This is a genomic window from Microcoleus sp. PH2017_12_PCY_D_A, assembly GCF_020738565.1.
GTDB lineage: Bacteria > Cyanobacteriota > Cyanobacteriia > Cyanobacteriales > Microcoleaceae > Microcoleus.
Genome location: NZ_JAEQCI010000026.1, coordinates 23,181 through 43,770 on the forward strand (window position 1 = coordinate 23,181; position 20,590 = coordinate 43,770).

The 20,590-nt window shown below is 45.8% G+C and carries 14 protein-coding genes; 1 reads left to right on the top strand and 13 read right to left on the bottom strand.

Features of this window, described 5'->3' with window-relative positions; all coding sequences use genetic code 11:
• Positions 1 to 75 precede the first annotated feature (75 nt).
• Complete coding sequence (locus tag JGK39_RS07100) at positions 76 to 381, bottom strand: hypothetical protein (protein ID WP_293249625.1); 306 nt, start codon at positions 379 to 381, stop codon at positions 76 to 78.
• A 236-nt stretch (positions 382 to 617) separates the two neighbouring features.
• Positions 618 to 836 (bottom strand): hypothetical protein, encoded by a 219-nt coding sequence (locus JGK39_RS07105; protein ID WP_293295798.1) that lies wholly within the window; start codon positions 834 to 836, stop codon positions 618 to 620.
• 299 nt (positions 837 to 1,135) lie between these two features.
• On the opposite strand from JGK39_RS07105, the gene JGK39_RS07110 reads away from it, so the two are divergent.
• Entirely contained in the window at positions 1,136 to 3,520 is a 2,385-nt protein-coding gene (locus tag JGK39_RS07110) for a protein phosphatase 2C domain-containing protein (protein ID WP_293308421.1), read from the top strand.
• Between the two features lie 404 nt (positions 3,521 to 3,924).
• On the opposite strand, the gene JGK39_RS07115 is transcribed toward JGK39_RS07110, so the two are convergent.
• The 11 genes from JGK39_RS07115 to JGK39_RS07165 form a co-directional block, all read right to left on the bottom strand.
• The gene (locus JGK39_RS07115; protein ID WP_293249635.1) at positions 3,925 to 4,620 is read right to left on the bottom strand and encodes a CsgG/HfaB family protein; all 696 of its coding nucleotides are present in this window, start codon (positions 4,618 to 4,620) and stop codon (positions 3,925 to 3,927) included.
• 313 nt (positions 4,621 to 4,933) lie between these two features.
• Positions 4,934 to 5,311, bottom strand: a complete 378-nt coding sequence (locus JGK39_RS07120; protein WP_293249638.1) for a DUF1823 family protein — start codon at positions 5,309 to 5,311, stop codon at positions 4,934 to 4,936.
• Between the two features lie 204 nt (positions 5,312 to 5,515).
• Positions 5,516 to 6,547, bottom strand: a complete 1,032-nt coding sequence (gene gap, locus JGK39_RS07125; RefSeq protein WP_293249756.1) for a type I glyceraldehyde-3-phosphate dehydrogenase — start codon at positions 6,545 to 6,547, stop codon at positions 5,516 to 5,518.
• Positions 6,548 to 7,176: 629 nt separating this feature from the next.
• The gene (locus JGK39_RS07130) at positions 7,177 to 7,485 is read right to left on the bottom strand and encodes a P-II family nitrogen regulator (RefSeq protein ID WP_293249641.1); all 309 of its coding nucleotides are present in this window, start codon (positions 7,483 to 7,485) and stop codon (positions 7,177 to 7,179) included.
• Between the two features lie 4 nt (positions 7,486 to 7,489).
• On the bottom strand, positions 7,490 to 8,461 hold the full coding sequence (locus JGK39_RS07135; RefSeq protein ID WP_293249644.1) for a sodium-dependent bicarbonate transport family permease: 972 nt from the start codon (positions 8,459 to 8,461) through the stop codon (positions 7,490 to 7,492).
• A gap of 193 nt (positions 8,462 to 8,654) precedes the next feature.
• Positions 8,655 to 9,389 carry a glutathione peroxidase gene (locus JGK39_RS07140; protein WP_293249647.1) on the bottom strand — a complete coding sequence of 245 codons (735 nt, stop codon included), beginning with the start codon at positions 9,387 to 9,389 and terminating at the stop codon, positions 8,655 to 8,657.
• Between the two features lie 200 nt (positions 9,390 to 9,589).
• Positions 9,590 to 10,225: a Uma2 family endonuclease gene (locus tag JGK39_RS07145; RefSeq protein ID WP_293249650.1), complete on the bottom strand. Its 636-nt coding sequence runs from the start codon at positions 10,223 to 10,225 to the stop codon at positions 9,590 to 9,592.
• A 181-nt stretch (positions 10,226 to 10,406) separates the two neighbouring features.
• Positions 10,407 to 12,266 (bottom strand): tetratricopeptide repeat-containing sulfotransferase family protein, encoded by a 1,860-nt coding sequence (locus JGK39_RS07150; protein ID WP_293249653.1) that lies wholly within the window; start codon positions 12,264 to 12,266, stop codon positions 10,407 to 10,409.
• Positions 12,259 to 15,996 carry a tetratricopeptide repeat protein gene (locus JGK39_RS07155; protein ID WP_293249656.1) on the bottom strand — a complete coding sequence of 1,246 codons (3,738 nt, stop codon included), beginning with the start codon at positions 15,994 to 15,996 and terminating at the stop codon, positions 12,259 to 12,261. The genes JGK39_RS07150 and JGK39_RS07155 overlap by 8 nt, the downstream gene beginning before the upstream one ends.
• 24 nt (positions 15,997 to 16,020) lie before the next feature.
• On the bottom strand, positions 16,021 to 18,993 hold the full coding sequence (locus JGK39_RS07160; RefSeq protein WP_293295800.1) for a tetratricopeptide repeat protein: 2,973 nt from the start codon (positions 18,991 to 18,993) through the stop codon (positions 16,021 to 16,023).
• 692 nt (positions 18,994 to 19,685) lie between these two features.
• Positions 19,686 to 20,546, bottom strand: a complete 861-nt coding sequence (locus JGK39_RS07165; protein WP_293249662.1) for a calcium-binding protein — start codon at positions 20,544 to 20,546, stop codon at positions 19,686 to 19,688.
• Positions 20,547 to 20,590: the final 44 nt, after the last annotated feature.

A 20,590-nucleotide genomic window follows, 5' to 3' on the forward strand; every position in this document is an offset into this window, starting at 1 on the left:
TTAAAAAAATCTTCCCTCTTCATTCTTCCTAATGACTAATGACTGCTGACTAATGACAACCGACAACTGACTCGATCAATCTTCCTCACTCCCCACCGTTTCTGCGTCTTTCCCGCTATTCTTGGGAGTTACCGCACAATTGGGATCGCGCTGCAAAAACTGTTTTACCGCAACTTGGCGGTTGGTCATAAACTGACCCCAAGCGCCCGGAAATAGCTCATCCAAGGTTTCCACCAGCGCCCACACCTCAAGATTCATCACTTGGTAATAAAAACCGTGAGAATGCTTGATCTTAGTCAGCATTTCGTCTACCTCGACGGTCGGGAGCAGCTTCGGATCGGGCAAATTCTCGGGAATGGTACTGGACTCTTGTACGGGCATGGTTAGTAACTCAACAGCTTGCAGAGGCCGATCGATTTTAAATTTTAGATTTTAGATTTTAGATTGATACCACAGATGAATCTGGGGGCTTGAACTAATATCTAATTTTTTGTGCTGCTTGCGACTCCTGTCGGGGGGCTGGCATCGGTATGCGGGTAACGTTAAATTTAACTAGACAGGCGAAACTCAGGCACTAGGCACCGATCGCCCTTCGCGACCAAACCTATAATTGATATTTATTTATACCTGCCGGCGCAGGTGACTTCTACGTAGCTGCATCGTAGCATTACAGTCAGTTCAAAGTCTCTATTCCCGCTCAAAGTCGCGATTGCTTCGTCCATTGGCACGATCGGGAATATGCTAAAAACATCGCGCCCTTCAGCTTCCTGACTTCGGTTCCGTCGCGGCGGGGTCAAGCTATGAAAGCCGATCGCCAGATTTATCGGGACGCCCACAAAATGGTAGACTGTTTTTGTCAGTAAAAGACATTAAAACCAACTGCTGGACTGGGGGAAAGTCACGCCTAAAACATTATGTGGAGAAATCTGGCGAGCACCGAAAAGTGCTACCTTGGCGAGCCTAGGAACCTGAAAAATCAGGAGATTAGCACTGTAAAGTCTTAAACATCCCCGCGTGCTGAGAAAGCGGGGATGTAAAATAATCGCCGCGTATCAACCCATCGAGGTTCAAGCGCTAGAATAGTTCAGATCAGCACTGGGCCCAAAGGCGTCAGGAACCAAACATGCAAAACTCTGTGCCAAAACACTATTTGTGGGCTGTAGGTGAAGGGATCAAAGCGTGTAAGCCCGGCGATCTGATCGCGGGTCGCTATTTGGTCAAGCGCGATCGACTTCTTGTCGATACTCAACCGGAACAGTTGCCGGAAATGCCCGAAGAGATTCCGAGTTCGATCGCTCCTTATTTGAGACTGTTTGCCTATCAGTTGCACGTACCTCAAGTATACGGACTGGTATCGTCCCGGATCGGCAAGCTCTCGGGAGATATCTGGCTGCTGGAAAATGCACCTATTTTAAAGGTGACTGAATCATTAATGCCGGAATTGGCGGACACCTGGAAAGGGGCCGAGGCCATGCGACAGCTCAATTGGCTGTGGCAAATTGCCAAAGTTTGGCAGCCGTTTATCGCTCAGGGCGTGGCTGCAACGCTGCTGACTCCCGAACTGCTGCGGGTGGAAGGGCAATTAGTCCGGTTTCTGGAATTGCAGCCCGATCGCAAACCGCCTAATTTGTCACAATTGGGCAAATTGTGGCAGCAGTGGATCGACGATGCTCACCCGGCAATTGCAAATTTTTTGCGGCAGCTTTGCCAGCAAATGGTGGCCGGTCAAGTGCGCCACGGCGAACAATTGATGGGCCAATTGGATAAAGCTCTGGCAAAATGCGGCCGATTTTACGATCGGACTGTGGAAATTGCCACGGGCACGGATGTTGGTAGAGCGCGGGCTCACAACGAGGATGCTTGCTATCCGCCCGACGGTACGGTGTTTTCGGGAATTCCGGGATCGGAGGCTTGTGCGATCGTCTGCGACGGTATCGGCGGACAAGACGGCGGCGAAGTCGCTTCGGAATTGGCGATTACTGTGCTGCGGGAGAAATTGCAGCAAATGCCCCTGCATCAAGCTAATTGGGACCCGCTGAGCCTGACTTCCAAGCTGGAACGGTCAGCTTGTGCTGCTAACGACAAAATAGCCGGTCGCAACGACACAGAACACCGCCAAGGCCGCCAGCGCATGGGTACTACCCTGGTGATGGGTTTAGCCCACATTCACGAGCTCTACGTCGCCCACGTGGGAGACAGTCGGGCCTACTGGATTACCCGCAGTGGCTGCTATCAAGTTACTCTCGATGACGATGTGGCTTGCCGCGAGGTGCGTTTGGGCTACTCCCTGTACCGGGATGCTTTGGAACAAGTGGCCGCTGGAGCTCTGATTCAAGCTTTGGGCATTACTTCTTCCAACACTCTGCACCCGACTGTGCAGCGTTTTCCGGTGGATGAGGATTGCGTTTTGCTGCTGTGCTCCGACGGTTTGAGCGATAAAGACCGGGTTGAGCAATGTTGGGAAGAGGAGATTTTGCCGATTCTCGACGGTAGCATTACTGTGGCGAAGGCGCGCGATCGACTGATCGAGATTGCTAATACTAGAAACGGTCACGATAATGTCACTGTGGCTTTGATTCACTGTCAAGCACATTTGAGGGAAGAAAGCAATACTTTGACAGAATTGTCTGTCGCACCTTTGGAAGTGCCGATCGACCTAATTTCCGACAGCGAGGATATGCCAACCGATTTGACGGAAAGCCCCAGCCTTAGCGATACGAATTCTCAAGTCAAAACGCAGTTAGTACGATCGCCGCAAAAAGGTAAAAGTCTATTTACGCTGCTGGTAAAAATTGTATTTTTGTTAGGTTTGGGAGGTGTATTTGCTTATTTTTTCATTCCTCCGGTGGGTCGGGCGATCGATACTGCCGGGGAGTCGCTTTTCGGGAAACGCCGTTTAACTAATCCTATAAACGGGCCGGAGAAAACAGTTGAATCTGCACCTACTGCGAGCAAATCTTTAGAAAAAGGCTCGTTTATAGAGATTAAAAGTTCTGCGAGTGGGGAATTGGAGAAAGAGGGCGATCGCTTGGATTTGCGAGTTGCGATCGGTGAGTCGCCAGTTAAGGGAACAGTCCCCGCCGGCAGCATTTTGCAGGTAACAAACAAACAGCTTACACCTCAAGGCAACTGGCTGGAACTGAAAGTGTGTTCGATTCCTGAAATAGCGCGATCGAACTCTCCCAAGCCCAAGTTAAATAAGGATTTTTCTAATGTTTCAACACCAGCAATCAGTCCATCTCCGGCTGTAGCAACTTCCTCGCCATCTCCGGCTGTACCAAATCCTGCACTATCTCCGGCTGTACCAAATCCTTCACTATCTCCGGCTGTAGCAACTTCCTCACCATCTCCCACAGTTAAACCAACAGTGGGAGTAGAAAGTGCCAAGTTGCAAGCGGGGGAAATCGGATGGATTCAAGAACAAGATGCTGTTTCTAAGGTAGCAACTAATCCGAGTCCCAACCCAAATCAACAGGGGAAATGCGCTGTTGCTTCTGACTCAAATCCCAAAACTAACTAAACTGTTAAGGCTTGAGTGTAGTCTTTGTTTGAAAAATCGGGTGTTCGACAGTAATGGTAATTGGTAATTGGTAATTGGTAATCGCTTGTGCCTGTTAGCTTTCTCAGTTTTCTGGAGATCGAAGACGTTCTTCGTACTATCAACCAGTCACAAAAATTGTCATACTTCATGGAGAATGAGAAAAGCTATATTTTCAGAAAATTTGATGCAGTTACCAATAAATATTACATGGTCGAGCGGATTTCACTAACAATCTTTCATTGACATCCACAATAATATCTATAAAGTGCCCCCAGCGAGCGAAAAAACTTTATAATGGGCAATTGAACGGACATGATATGAAATAATTTTAGATTTTAGATTTAATTATGCCAAATCTAAAATCTAAAAAACTTGGAAACTTATTAGCCTAATTTCTTAGAGACTTCTGCAAGTTTAGTTACCATTTGGGCGACGGCTTTGTCAACTGCTGCGCTCAAAAGTCCATCTTCATTGCTACTTCCGGAATTCCCGCCAATACCTCTGACAGAAAAACTTGAATCGCTTTGATCTGCTTCTCCTACTGCTTTGGCGGTAGCAAGAATATCTCCGGAAGCTGTTCCGATTAATCGCACGTCTATTTGCACGGTAGCTTTGGTTTTTTGGGAACCGCCACCGATACCCATGAAACTGCCGCCGCCGGATTGTTTGTCGATATTAAACTTGGTAATAGTGCCGATGAGTACGGCGTCAACTCCTAGTTTTTTGCCAATTTCGGCGGCGGTGCCGGCATCCATTGAACCGCTGCGATTTTCTTGTTTGAGGACTTGTTCGAGTTTGCTGCGATCGACTACTGTGTAAGTGCCGTTGTTAACGAGTTCGTTGATTAGCATTTCGCTGATGCCTTTGGCTGCGCCGACTCCTCTGTAGGAACTGTAATAGCTGTTGGTGGTGCCGTAGTCGAAGTCCATGACGACGAGGCGCTTTTTGGCGGTAGCTTGGGCGAGTTGGGTTGCGGGTTGGGTGGTGGCTGGTGTGGCGATCGCATTGACTGAAACGCCGACTAGCATTAGGGTAGCTAGGGAAATGCTGGTTAAGCGAGATATGGTGGTGGTTTTCATGAATTTTTTCTCACAATGCTTCTGTGCAGACTCTAGAATAGTGCACGGAACCGCCGGATGTCAGGGTTGCGGATGATAATGTTGGCACGGGCGATCGGGTTTTACTTTATTCTGACGCTAAAAATCTTTAATTTTTGTTAATTAACGGCAGATAAAAATAGAAACAGAGCAAGACTTTGATCGATGTTTCAATCCCTAATATTCGATACTTTCTTACCATAAAGAATTGGTTTAAAGCCCCAAGCCCGATCGGGGAAAAATTAAAAGAAGATGATTCATTACTCCAATCCTCTTCCTTCCATGTCAAGTGCTGTCAACTGTCAACTGAAGCCCCAGCCTCCATAAAACCCATCAACCAATTAGCCATCGTCGCCCTGCGAGTCTGTCTCGGCCCGAATTCCCCAATCTTATAGCCCTTAAACCCCAATTTTTCCTTTAGCAACTGCTTGTTTTCTGGAAGAGTCGATCGCGTCAATTTCACCGTCGCAGGTCTAGAATCAATAAAATCCGGCGGTTCAGGATAATCTGTGCGCCACTCGCTAGCAACATCAGCGCTGTTCCACTTACCAGTCTGGGCATCATAGCAGTAGCCCAGATACAGCCAAACTAAGCGGTTGACAGCAGCATCATCCATTTCTTCGTTGAGGATAGCCCAAATAGTTTCGTTGTTCAGCGGCGGCAGTTCAGACATAATTGGGATGCGATATGATAACTTTCAAAAAATTTAATTTAGATGATTCTAAATTTTAACCTGAGTTGCTCAGTTTTGAATACAAAAAGTCGTTTAACGCGCGAATTATCCCCGTAAGGTGCGAAATGCACAGTATTTCTTAAAACTCTTGTGGGGCGATGCTCAAAGCATCGCCCCCAAAATTAAATCTAAATGCGCGACAACTTACTTACCCAAAATTCCGTCCTTCTCGGCCATCGACAGCATCAAATCAATCACGCGGTTAGAATAACCCCACTCGTTGTCATACCAGGAAACCACCTTAAAAAACTTAGAATTCAGTTCAATTCCCGCACCTGCATCAAAAATGCTCGATCGCGCATCGCCCTGAAAATCCGTCGAAACCACCGCATCCTCAGTATATCCAAGAATACCTTTCAGTTCGCCAAGAGAAGCTTTCTTCATAGCTTCGCAAATTTCTTTATAGCTAGTTTCCTTCCCCGTTTTGAAAGTAAGGTCAACCACAGACACATCAGGAGTCGGCACCCGCAAAGCCATACCCGTCAATTTTCCTTTCAATTCCGGCAACACCAAACTAACAGCTTTCGCCGCACCAGTCGAAGAAGGAATAATATTTTGAGCCGCACCGCGTCCTCCCCGCCAATCTTTTTGGCTCGGGCCGTCTACAGTAGGCTGAGTAGAAGTCATCGCGTGAACAGTCGTCATCAAACCTTCTTCCAAACCGAAATTATCATTGATAACTTTGGCAATTGGCGCTAAACAATTCGTAGTGCAGCTAGCATTAGAAACAACAGTATCTTTGGCGGGGTCAAATTTGTGGTGGTTGACGCCTACTAGAAAAGTTGGAACTTTTTCTGGGTCTTTGGTTGGTGCCGAAAGTATTACTCGTTTTGCTCCCGCCGTCAAGTGTTTTGAACCGCCGTCAAAATCGGTAAACAATCCCGTAGATTCTACAACATAATCCGCACCAGCTTTACCCCACGGCAATTCTGTCGGATTTCTAATCGAAGTACAGGGAATAAAACGTCCGTCAACGACAATCCCGTCTGATTTCCCTTCAACTTCACCGTCATAAATACCGTGGGTAGAGTCGTATTTGAAAAGATAAGCCAGGTTTTCTGGCGAAACTAAGTCGTTAATACCGACAAATTCAATGTTCGGGTTTTTGATGCCGGCACGCATGACTAGCCGTCCGATGCGACCAAATCCGTTAATGCCGACTTTTAATGCAGCCATGTTTAAACTCCTATTGAAAATATCCCTAGTCGATCGCGCGTTAGCGAAGTCCTCGAAGAGCATCGCCTGTTGTGGCTTAGAATTTACCACGCTAACGGATTTGGGCACCTGATTCTTTTCTATATCTTAAGAATTCTGAATTTTGTGCGGGCGGCGAAGGGCAATTAATCCTGAAATGACCGCTGGCTAATGAGCGATCGCTGATGATTTTAAAATTGTACAACTGCTATAATTCAATACGGTTTACTTAAGGCAGATCCCCCCTAACCCCCCTTAAAAAAGGGGGGGACAAGAAAGCTCTTAAGTCCCCCGGGAGGGGGATTTAGGGGGATCTCCGGGGCATAAAAAGTGTTAAGTAAACCGTATTGTGCTATAATTAAACACAGATTTTTTGCAAATTATAGTTATTAAATTAATTAAAAAAAAACTTAGGAATGAGAATTAAATAACTTACAATCTTTATTATTCTTGTGGGATGGGCGTCCCGCCCGTTTATGGACGGGCGGGACGCCCATCCCACTTTCAAGAGTGTAAATTATTTAATTTGCGATCCTAAGTAACTAATGACTAATAACTAATCACTAATAACTATGACTAATGACCACTGACTAATGACTAATGACTAATGACTACCCAACACACTTAGTAGTGAGCAATTCCACCGCATCGGAAATAAAACACGACCCGCCAAACTTATTTAGCACTGGTCTAATATTTTCTGCAACTGCCGATATTTTATCGGGTTCGCAGAAAGCCAGCACGTAAATATTATCCAGCATACTCATTGCTAAATCATCCAATTTACGTCCCCTAGTGGTTTTTCCCGCGACACCGCGAATCACTGAATAACCGGGGACGCCAGCTTTGTCTAAACCATCTAAAATCTTTGGGAGCTCCACCGAGTTCGCCAAAATTTCTATCCTTTTAACTGCGTCCATAAGTTCACCTCCAAAACATATTGATTCCGTATAGATACATGGGAATGCCTACAACGATGTTAAACGGAAACGTCACTGCTAAGGCTGTTGAAATGTAAAGGCTGGGGTTAGCTTCTGGAACGGTCAGCCGCATAGCTGCTGGTACTGCGATGTAAGAAGCACTGGCACACAATACGGAAAATAACAGGCTATCTCCCTGCGGCATTCCGATTAGTTTGGCTATGGCTAAACCAACTCCTGCGTTAACTATGGGAATTAGGATTGCAAAGGCGATCAAGAAAATTCCTGTTTCTTGCAAATCTTTAATTCTGCTAGCAGCAACCAGTCCCATGTCTAGCAAGAAAAAAGTCAGAACGCCGTAAAATAAATCTTGAGTAAACGGACTCATAACTTCCCAACCGTGTTCTCCTGTCAGAATGCCCATAATTAGGCTGCCTACTAACAGAAAAACTGAACTGTTGAGGAAGGCTTCTTGCAGCACTTCTGCCCAAACTATTTCGCGTTTTCCTTCTTCGCCACCGAATACACTCACCAGAATTAGACCGACGATAATTGCAGGGGATTCCATTAATGCTAGCGCTGCTACCATGTAACCGTCAAAGTCGATTCCTAGTTCTTTTAGGAACGAAGTTGCGGTGATAAAGGTGACGGCGCTGATGGAACCGTAGGTGGCTGCGATCGCCGCGGCATTGTAGGAGTCTAGTTTAACCCTCAGTATGAAGAAAGTATAAACTGGTACTAGCGCTGACATCAACATGGCTGCTGCAATTGTCAGGGCGACTTGCTGGTTGATTCCGCTTCGGGACAGTTCGACGCCGCCTTTAAATCCGATCGCAAACAGCAGGTACAGCGAAAACAGTTTCGGGATGGGCGCCGGAATTTCTAAGTCAGATTTTAGGAAAATCGCCAGCATTCCCATGAAAAATGCTAATACTGGTGGATTTAAGATATTTGACGCTACGAGGCTTAAATCCACGATCGTTCACTCCCATTTCTGATTTTTTTAATATTACTTCACAAATAATTGTTACACGAGAATGGACAAATAGAGCGATCGAACTCTGGGAATGGCGATATATCTTCCTAAAGACCGTTGCAGGTGCCCAGCGCACACCCTACAACGAGTAAGGTGTGCGCTGCGTAACCACAGCCTAAGTATTTTTCCCTAACTAAGCAACTGCCAAATAAGACTCTAGAGCTTCGGAACCGCCGATCAACTTGCCGTCGATAAAGACTTGCGGCACGGTTGTAGCGCCAGTCACGGCCCGCAGCGATCGGGTTGTAACATCCCGGCCCAAGACGATTTCTTCATAATCCAAGCCCTTTTCAGTCAGCATTTTCTTAGCCTTGGCGCAGAAAGGACAGCCCATTTTTGTAAACAGCGAAACTAGCTTCGGCTTAGCTGCTGCGGAGTTGATGTAGTTGAGCATCGTCTCGGCATCGGACACTTTGAAAGGATCGCCCGGTTCCTCCGGTTCAATAAACATTTTTTCAACCAAGCCATCTTTGACTACCATCGAATAGCGCCAAGACCGCTTCCCAAAGCCTAAATCTGTTTTATCTACCAGCATTCCCATGCCTTCGGTAAACTCGCCGTTACCGTCGGGAATTAACGTCACATTGTCTGCTTCTTGGTCTTTTGCCCACTCGTTCATCACAAAAGTGTCGTTGACGGAAATACAAACGATTTCATCTACGCCATTTGCTTTGAAAACTTTGGCCAATTCGTTGTAGCCAGGGAGGTGCGTTGACGAACAAGTGGGAGTGAATGCTCCCGGTAGAGAAAAGACTGCTACAGTTTTGCCTGCAAACAAATCATCGGTGGTGACATCCACCCACTCGTTGTCCTTGCGAGTGCGAAAGGTGACTTTGGGTACTCTTTGACCTTCGTGGTTCCTCAGCATGATTTTGAATCCTTGGGTACTTGGGTTAAATTTCGTTGCTTGCTATAGCGTACTCATAACGAGTATGACTTGTCAAGGGAGGCGGGTTTTTTTCGTGGGACTTCGGGGCGCGGGACAGTCAGTGCCTTGTCTTGGCGACAGCTTGGCGATCGAGCAGATGGAAAACTTGCTGTTTAGTCCGATCCTCTTCGAGGACTTCGCTAACGCAAATTTTGCCTCCATGCCTTTGCTGCTGCTAACGCATTAGGATTTTTCACACATTCTGTCAACATTTCGATATCAAGTTCCGGTAGTAATTCGCTGTTTGTGATTAATTCATAACCGCAGTTCGACACAAATTCAACCGGAATCTCTTCTCGCAAATGGTAGATCGAAAATCGGTCATTTCGCCAGAACCAAACCTCTCGCACATTCAACCTTCTATACAGTTCTAATTTATTGATGCTGCCGCTAGTAACAATTACTTCAATTACCAAATCGGGAAATTCTTTATCAGTGCCAATACAGTAAGCTTCATCCGGTTCCGTACCGCCACTTTTTTCCTCTTGTCGCAGAGTTGTAGACCCAAAAGGGAAATATTCGATATCAGCTTCTACAAAATAAATTTCCAGCAAATTTCCAATGCGAGTTTTACCATTTTCATGGCGGCGAGAAGGTGACATGATTTCTAAAATTCCATCTAAATAAGTAACTCGATATCCCGCAGCATCTCCAATCCGATTTAGCAGTGTCTCGTATTGTTCCCAGTTCACCCTATCCGTGATGTAGCGCTCTTCAGAATCTTGACGTTGGAGTGCTTGTTCATTAAGTAATGTATCTAGCTCGATCGTCAGCATTAGTATTACCTCCTTACAAGTTGTTCTTATTTTAGCAGACGGCGGTTGAAACCGCGTCTACAAAAACGATGTCTGCCTCCGCAGACTAAGAGAGAATAACCCAAGTTTAATCGCCTTTTATTCAACCTGCGGAGGCAGGTTTTGTTCGTATCGACGCGGTTTCAACCGCCGTATTATCATCTTATTCCCAATCAAACTTTCTCCCCAAATACTCCTCTAATTCCTGATTGTAAGGTTTAAAATAATCGCTCAACAGTTCCAGAACTGACTCATTTACCCGCTGATAAGAACCGGGATTAGCATTTTGGTATTCAGACAATTGATATTCGGGCAACTCTAAAAATGCTAAAACCTGATTGACAGTTGTCGCCGCACCTGCATACAAATCTTCGCTTTTCAAAATTAACAACTGTTCTCGCGGAAAGAAAGCCAGCCAATTTTTAATAAATTCTATATACCTGCCGCGAGCTAAGTAATTCCCAGGTTCCTCGCCGATAATGTATTCTGGGTTTTGATTCAACCGTTCGATTTCGTCGCTAATTGCCCGATCGAGCGATCGCCCTTCCCAATTTAAGCCCTTTAAGCGATAAAAATGAGAAATCGCGCGATCGACCGGATTTCGCAACAGCACAATCAGTTTCACCTCTGGAAACGCGCTGTAGAGACGTTCCGGCGCTTCCCGAGAGTCAAAATAGCTCGGACTTGCCTCACCCGTTACAAATGGTTCTCCCTCCGGCATTTGCGGAAAATGAGCCAAATACCAATCAATCCCTCTGTGAAAGTGCCACGAGAAAAAATCCATCTCCTTTTTAATCGGAGTCAAAATTTGCGGTTGTTCAGCTAAATAAGTGTACAGAGAAGTCGTGCCGCACCGCTGAGAACCAATAATGATAAACTTAGGCAATTTGACTGTATTTTCTTGTGGAAAAGGCATCTTCCCTATCTCAATATTTTGAGAAACAGTCATCTTGACTGTTCTCTTACTAAAAATAGATACAAAAGTTTGCTTGTAACTGACAGTTTGATAACAGCAAATTGCCTCAGCAATTTTGCCTTGTCTCGTCAAAACTTCCCCCAAATTCAAATAAGGCCAAAAAGCCTCCGGTTGAGCATCAACAACTTCCCAGCAAAAGTTCTCAACTTCATCCAGCTTGTTTTGCTCGATCAAAACTTCCCACAAATTGTAATAAAACCACCAAGGAAGATCGGGATTTATTTGCATTGCTTGCAAAAAAGCCTCCGCCGCTTCCTCCCCATATTTTTGCTGGCTCAAAACCGCACCTAAATTGTAATAAGACCAGCAATCATCCGGTTCTTGGGCGACTGTGGCGCGGGCTGAGGCTAAAGCGCGATCGTCTTCCTGGGCAACGCTTACGCACTTTTCTTGCTCCTGCAACAACTCCTCTAATTCCGGTGACGCTTTTTCACAATTCGGCAGAAATGTCAAGAGGATTTTGTAAAAAATAATAGCGCTTTTTGGGCCGCGATACTTTACTAAACTTCTTCCTAAATTCAAATAAAATTTATGATTTTCCGGTGTAACTTGCAATTGAGATTTTTTTAAGACTAAATTTAAATCAGAATCTGTTTGTCCTAGAGCATATCCAAACTTCTCGTAAATTCCCGGCAAATCTCCGTCAATTTGAATAGCTTTTAAATACGCGACAATAGCTTCATCCCACTGTTTAAGTTTAATTAAAGCGTCGGCTAAATTGTAAAAAGACCAAGCAAAATCTGAGTTGAGTACAATCTCGCAGCGGTAAGCAGCGACAGCATCCTCCCAGCGTTCCAATTTCAGCAAAGCATCGCCCAAATTGTGATAAGACCACGAAAAATCTGGATTTAACTCAACAGCTTTTGTGTAAGCAGCGACAGCATCCTCCCAGCGTTCGAGTTTGAGAAAAACATCGCCCAAACTGTGAAAAGACCACGAAAAATCTGGATTTAATTCAACAGCTTTGCGGTAAGCAGCAACAGCCTCATCAAACTGACCGCTTTCTAGCAGGGAATTGCCCAACTTGTGGTAATCATGACTATTCATGCGAAACTCCTGCAATATTCATTAACTTCTCCAGCGAGTTCACATCCACCCGCATATCTTTATGTCCCGAATATGTATGAGTTTGGTCATCAAACAATTCAGCAATTAAATAGTAATGTTCCAAGTCACACAAATTGCTGATAGTCCAAAAGCAACTCGGTACATAAATCGGAGGAAAAATTTCAATTACTTTAGTTCCCGGAGTGCAAAAAACTAGATTAGTCAATCCCCCTCCGTGAGGTGATACAACTACTTTAGCCGCAGCCAAACACCTGGCTTGTTCCGCTACAGACATGGTTTCTAGTTTGACTGTACGAAACCCAAACTTTTCTAAACAGGTGACAACCTCTTCCTCGTTGACAATTCGCCGGTAGGATGCGTTTTCTCGGCTGATATAAATTTTTTCTGAATAATTTGTATTTAGCGCCTGCTGTTCATTTAAAAATATTTGTTTGAGATAGTCGCACTTCCATTGAGAAACTGCTCCCGCTCCGTCATAAGATATTGACGGAACTATTAATTTATCGGCGGTAATGTGGAGGTTGCAGCGACTTTCTAAAATTTTATCCGGCGGAATTCCTAAAATCTTTAAAGTTTCAGCTTGATAGGAAGAATCGCAGGCATTGACAACAAACTTATCTATAGTTTCTATCAATCCGCTCCGCTGTAAAAGGTCAAATCGCGTTATCACATCAAACATCCAATGAAAATAAGCGGCTCCACCCCAGCGAGCCGATAAAAAAGCCACATTTCCATCGACGTGTTCAGCGGGAGGCAATTTGTCGGAAGTTATTACCAATTCTGAACAACCCATTGAGATATCAGCAACAAGTTTATTGTATGAAGTAATGACGGCGGTTGTCACAACATCGGCCCAAGCTCGTCCGTTTGGAAGTACGGTAACAAAAGCTTTTCTTGAATGAGTTTGATTCGCCCAAAATCTGCTGTGGCTGTCGATTGTTTTGGAAGTTGATAAATTGATTTCACTCGCAGGATGGATGTCAATGCAGGTGAGGTGCGGATTTGATTCGGCTGCAATTGCCAAATCTTCTGTAAATCCACAGTATTTTTTGAGAACACTTAATGGTAAGATTTGATTGTTGCATTTTAGGCGATCGCTCTCCTCGACTGCTGCTTGTTGTTCCAGAGCGTACCCTATATTATCGTAAGCTTCAAACAAATCGGGTTTAATTTGCAGGGTTTGAACTAAATTAGTGATTGCCGGTTCCCACTGCTGTTTTGCAATCAAACTCAAACCCAATCCTTCGTAACACCAACAGGATTTTGGATCGATATTGATGCCTTTTTCGTAAATTGCGATCGCCCTTTCCAATTCGCCTTGCACCCGCCAAGCATCGGCCAACTTCTTGTACAGCCAACTGTGCTCGGGTTCTAGCTCAACAGCACGAGCAAAAGCAACCGCTGCTTCCGGCCAATTTTCTTGTTTTTCCAGAACTTCCCCCAAACTATTGTACAGCCAACAATCGGGATTTAATTCAATAGCTTTGCGGTAAGCCGCTGCCGCATCTTCCCAATTTTTTAGTTCAATCAAAGCCTTACCCAACCTCTCATAAGACCAATAAAAATCCGCATTTAGTGCAATAAATTTGCGGTAAGCCGTTGCAGCTTCCTCCCACTCAGAAAGCTTCATCAACCTATCGCCTAAACCGCTGTAATTCCAGCAAAAATCGGGATTTAACTCAATAGCTTTGCGGTAAGCAGCAGCGGCTTCGCCATATCGATCGAGTTGCTGCAAGGTTTCTCCCAAAAAGTGGTAAGCCCAACTAAAATTAGGATTTAGTGCGATCGCCTGTTGGTAAGCGACTACAGCTTCATTCCACAACTCTTTATCTTGCAGACTTTTACCCAACTTGTGGTAGGTTAAATAATTGCCAGACTTAATTGTAATAGCAGTTTGATAGCAGGCGATCGCCTCATCGAGATAAGCCCCATCTGCCGCAATCTGCCCCAACTTTTCCCAACCTTGACACAAAACAGCTTGCTCTTCGCCCAAACTTTGATTGCCGATTTTTTTAACAATCAGTTGATAGCCTTTGTGGACTACTTCTAACTGACTCCCAAACATCTCCAAAAAAACATCGATCCCGATTTTAGTATTTTGCTCCGGGTTGTCGGGATAGGTAAATTCATAATCGTCAAAAATCATCAATCCGCCCACTTTCACCACCCTCCAAGATAAAATCGCATCTTGCAGAGCGCTGGTGGCTTTGTGACACCCGTCAATGTAAGCAATATCGTAAGATTCTGAATCCAAAGTTACTAACACTTTCTGAGAATAACCTTGCAAGGGAATTACTTTGTCGCCCGAACCCGTTTTCGCAATATTGCCGTGAAATTGCTCTTGGAAATACAAATCAATACAAGTAATATTGGCCGTTGGATGAGTTAAAATATTATCCAACAACCAGCAAGCTGACATTCCTTGCAAACTGCCAATTTCTACTACTTTAAAATCCGCAATTCCCGCTAAATGCTGCAAATGCAGTTTCCAAATTTGAATATTGTGGGTAAACCAATCTTGGGTAAATTGATAATTTTTGGCCGCACACTCAGGCCAACCTCTCAATTCAGCAGCTTTTTGGTGGAAAACCATCGCTTCTTCCACGCGCCCCAATCGCGGTAAAAGATTTCCCAAATCGCTGTAAGGCTTAGAATTAGTCGGATCTATTTCTATTTGACTGCGGTAAGTGGCAACCGCTTCATCCAATAAATTTGCCCGAATTAAGGCAAAGCCTAAATTGGAATAAAACACCAGAATATCTGGTTTGAGTTCGAGGGCTTTGCGGTAGCAACTAATAGCTTCTTGCCACATTTGTTTGTGAGCAAAAGATTCTCCTAAATAATTGTGTGCCCAATAGGAATCATTATTGATTTCCAGCACTTGACGGTAACATTGAATAGCTTCATCAAATTCGCGTCTTTGCGCGAAAAGATTGCCCAAACCCATATAAGATCGAGCGTAATTCGGATTGATTTCGAGGCTTTGCCGGTAACAGGCGATCGCCCGATCGCCTTCTCCTCGCTCCGCCCAAGTTTGACCCAAGCTGTGGTAAGATTCAAAAGAATCTGGATTGATGGCAATGGCTTGTCGGTAATTGGCGATCGCCTCATCCCACCGTTTCTGTGCGACCAGCATTTCCCCCAGATTGTGATAAGCTGTTGCCAGCTTCGGGTCTAGTTCAATTGCCCGCGAATAACACTCAGTAGCGCGATCGAGCTTTCCCAATTCAACTAAACTATTTCCCAGAGTGACGTTTTCCTCAGCCGTTGCCCAATTTGGCTCGATCTTGAAAGCTTGATACCAACAGTCTGCCGCCTCTACTCGCCGATCCAACTGCATCCAAATTTTGGCCAACAGCCGATAAGCAGCAGCAAAATTCGGTGCAAGGGCGATCGCTTTTTCACAACTTGCGATCGCCTTTTTCCACTGTTGTCCTTGAGAATACAAACTGCCTAGATTAGCATAAACTTCCGGCAAATTCGGATTGCGATCGAGTGCCGCTTCATACCACTGTTTAGCCTGCTCGACTTCACCTCGAACCTGCATTACCTTCCCCAGTGTCTGACAAGCTGCTGCCAAATTCGGTTCAATTTTCAGCGCTGACTCGCAAGCAGCAACTGCCTCATTCAACCTTCCTTCAACCAAATAAACTTCTGCTTGCCGATTCAAATCAACCGCTGCTTTTTCCATCTTCTCAATCGAGGGCATAAATAAACTTACTCCAGACGCCAGCTAACCCAAACCAACTACTTCAACCATCCTTTTGAGCGAACTCAAGTTCACCAAAATATCCTCAGTCAGCGAATTCTGATACATCAACTGTCTAATAGGATAGCATTCAAAAGCCTCACCCGCTAAAAAGTAATGTTCCAACTGCAAATATTGACTGATTCCCCAGTAATAATGACTGATATAATGAGGCGACACCAACTCAATTACTTTAGTTCCAGATTTACAAAAAATCGTATTTGTCAACCCGCTGCCGTGGGCAGCAACTATCACCTCAGCATGATAAAAATGAGCAATTTGTTCAGCCAAAGACATCGACTCCGGCAAAATAGAAACAAAGCCAGATTTTTCCAAAACCTCAACCACATCTTCCTCGTTCAAAACTCGGCGATATCTAGCTTTGCTGCGACTGATGTAAATGCGTTTTGGATAGTTTGAACCAGGTATAATTCCCTTGAGAAACTCCCGCCTCAAAAAATCGATCGCCCATCCGGACGGCCAGCCCAAATATCCCGCAAAAGAAGGTACAATTAACTCTGTTGCTTGCAGGTGAGGAATACGATCGCTCTCCAAAACCTTTTCTGTTGGAATTTCCAGAATCCTGAGACTTTCCCGCTGAAAATCGTGCTGACAGCTATTCACCAAAAACCAATCAATTTCCGCCAAATCCCTACCGCTGCGGCGTAGCAATTCTATCCTCGGCAAAACGTCCACCATCCAGTGAAAATAGACACTTCCCGACAAACCAGAAAGCACCGCCACGCTGCCGTCAATTTGCTTTAAAGGCCCAAAAGATTCTAAATTAAAAACGCTGTGTTTTCTCACATCATGTTTCTCGCATCCCGGCAACAAACCAGGATAATCTCTCGACACATCAGCCAACAAATAATTGTCCGGAGTAATGACAGCAATCGCCTTGCAAATCAGCCAATAATTTTGCTCGGGGACAATCCAAACTCGTCCTTTGGGAATCTGTGCCACAAAAGTTTTTGGTGGATCCACAGGTATCGGCTGCGAGTTAGACAAACGGCAAACTCCCCAACCCAAATGCACCGGATCGAACCACTTAGAAATTCGCTGCAAACACAGCCCGCAAGTTAAACCGGCACAATCGGAATTTGCCAACTGCGAATTAACAGAAAATTTAGAATTCGGAATATTTTCTCCCCTGGCTTCTGTTGCAGATTCCCAAACAATTTCCACATAATTGCCAGCATCCAACTTAGCATTAACCAGCCAGTCCCAACTCGATAAATAAATACCGCGCGGACGTTCTAAATAATTGCTTTCTGAGGATATAAAAGTCTGTTTCTCCCACTGTTTGGGGTCTCCATACCCGTGCAATTGCAACTCTAAAACCTGTTGATAATAATCGATCGCCCTTTCCAAGCGTCCCTGTTTTTCCAGCAGTTTCGCCAACTCAAAATAAACATGAGGTAAAGCTGGTTGAATTTTCAAAGCCATGCGGTAAACGACAATTGCCGCGCCGAATCGGTGCTGCTGGGCCAAGCAATTTCCCAGCCGCCAGTAAAGCTCGGGATTTTGCGGCTGAATTTGCACAGCTTTTTGATAATAAGCAGCGGCTGATTCATAGCCGCCGTACTCTGTTAAAGCATTCCCCAAATGCAGGTAAATTTCTGCTAAATAATCGCAAATTTCAGCAATCGGGAATTGGGCATCGGGAATTGGGAATTGGGAATCGGGAATTGGGAATTGGGAATTGGGAATTGGGAATTGGGAATTGGGAATTGGGAATTGGGAATTGGGAATTGGTAATTGGGAATTGGTAATTGGTAATTGGGAATTGGGAATTGGGAATTGGGAATTGGTAATTAATCTTCCCTCTTTCTTCTTGCTTCTGCCTTCTTCCTTGACTTTTAAATCCGTTACATCCGTTACATCCGTTACATCCGTTACATCCGCTACAAAATCCGTTGCCGAACTTCCCATCAATGCTGTGAGAAATCGATCGCACGCAGCGATCGCCCTTGACAATTCATCATCCTCTACAGCAGCAGCTTGCCTCACTTCTCCCAAACGGCAGTAAGCCTCAACAAAATCTGGCTTCAGAGCTATTGCACGCTCAAAATAAGCCATGGCTTCGGCAATTTTGCCCAAAACCATCAAAGAAAATCCGGCGTCCGTACAGCCCGAAATATGCTCGGGATTGAGTTCGATTACCCGATCGAAACAAGCAACCGCCGCCAAATGTTCCCCCTGCAATTGCCAAGCTTTCCCCAGATTGTAGTGAGCCAAAACCATCTCCGGCTCTAGCTCGATCGCGCGACGGTAAGATGCGATCGCCTTTTCGGGACTTGTCTGGTGGAACACCTGGCCCAAATTGTTGTGCAGCGTCGCCCAATCCGGCTTAATCTCGATCGCCCGCTGGTAAATCTCGATCGCCTCAGCAGGGCGATCTTCCTTCAGCAAAATCACACCCAGATTGCTGTAAGCTTCCACATAATCGGGCCCGAGGGCGATCGCCTGACGGTAGCTATCAATTGCCGCTTCTAGCTGATTATTTTCATTTAAAACCACAGCCAGATTGAATACTGCAAGCAGATAATCGGGTTTTTGGGCGATCGCCTTTCGGTAACAGTCGATCGCCCCCAACAAATTACCCTGCAGGTGAAAAACATTTCCCAAGTTATAATTAACTTCCGGCCAATTTGGTTTCAACTCCAGAGCTTGCCGGTAGTGAAAAGCCGCCTCATCCAGCCAGCAATAATCGCTGTAAAGTTGACCCAAATAAGCATGAGCCACTACAAATTTGGGGGAAATCTCCAAAGCTTGGACAAAAGCGTCTCTTGCCGCCGTCGGATCGCCGCTCGCTTCGAGGATTTCACCTAAAGTGGTGTAAGCTAGCGGCGAAAATGGCTGTAGTTCGATCGCCCGATGGCAAAAATCGATCGCCTCAGTTAACTTTCCCTGCTTCAAATAAACTTGGGCTTGCCGGATGTATTCTTGAGTGGTCATTGCTTGCGGTGCAGTTGCGGTTGCTTTACCGCTTCAGGAAAACGTATAAATTCTGATTTTAAAACTTTGTATGTATATTTTAGGCGATCGGGTGCAGGACACGGCGCCGGGCCCGATCTCTGTCAACTTAAGTCTGAAATCCTCGATCTCTCTGGTTTGTACCAAGCGTCTCGATCCCCCTCCCATCGCCCGGATAGTCGGGGAGTAGGGATTGACGAAATATCGCTTCTTGTCCCCCCCTTATTAAGGGGGGCTAGGGGGGATCTGGCCTCGGATGTAAACGACATTTCTCAGGGGTTTAGCGCGCTGATTGACAGTTTCACAAAGGGCAGTGCCCTGTCCAAAGCTGTATTTCATAGAATCGAAAACTGCTATATTTTGTGCGATCGGGCGATCGATTAATTTGAGCGATCGATTTCATCACTTACGGACAAAATGCCTCAAATCCCGAGCCCACTCCTAGCCCCCCGATCGAACGGGGAAACCTCAAAGCCCCCCTTTTGAAGGGGGGTTGGGGGGATCGATGCGTCCAGCAATGGATTTTTTTTAATGCCCCTGCTTCACTTGAGTCATTGAATATTTCAACCTCACCCCGCTGGTGGCAGAGTGAGGTTGAAATCCTTTAAAACTATCGGCTTTTGTGAGAACAGCCCCGGATCGAATCCTGTGCCGCCCCACAACCGCCAGTTGTTTTAGAACAGCTCGAAATTGTTCGAGGTAATTGTCAGGTTCGGTGCCAGTTGAGCAACCTGTAGCACTCCGTTGCCACCGTTGAAGAACAACCCACCGCTTGTTGGATCGTAGATCAACTTGTTCGTGGTCGATCCTGGGCTGTTAACGCTGAAATTAGAAACCACGACAAACTCGCTGGCCTCGAAGCTGGTACCCAAGCCAGCGAACACACCGCCCTGCTTCAAGCGAATCTTATCTTCAGCAGGCGTAAAGTCAGTGATCGTGTCTATGCCGTCTAATGTACCGCTAACGACCGAGGTGGCGAAGTAGAACGTGTCGCTGCCAGCACCGCCAGTCAGGACATCGCTGCCTCTGTCGCCAGAGATAAAGTCATTGCCAGCGCCACCATCGACAGTATCGCTGCCTTTACCGCCCCAGAGGGTATCGTTGCCATCGCCACCGCCGACAGTATCGCTGCCTTCGCCGCCGAACAGGGTATCGTTACCAGTTCCGCCGAGTACGACATCGTTGCCTTTGTCTCCAGAAACCAAGTCATTGCCAGCACCGCCGTCGAGCAGGTCATTCCCTTTACCGCCAAAGATTCTGTCATCACCGTCACCGCCAGAGACAGCATCATTGCCACTGCCTGAAACGAGGGCATCGTTACCGCTGCCGCCGCCGAGACTGTCATTGCCGCCACCGGAAAAAATGATGTCGTCCCCACCGTTACCGGCGATGACATCATCGCCCCCAAAGGTCAGGATGATATCGTTGAGATTGCCTGCACTTAATCTGTTTGCGCCTGTGGTGCCGACAACACTGGAGCCGCCAGCTCCTGGCAAAGAAACTGCTGGTTGTGTTGGATTAGTTACCTGTGTCATTTACACTCCTCCTAAAAGATGAATCACTTTTCTACAATACACTT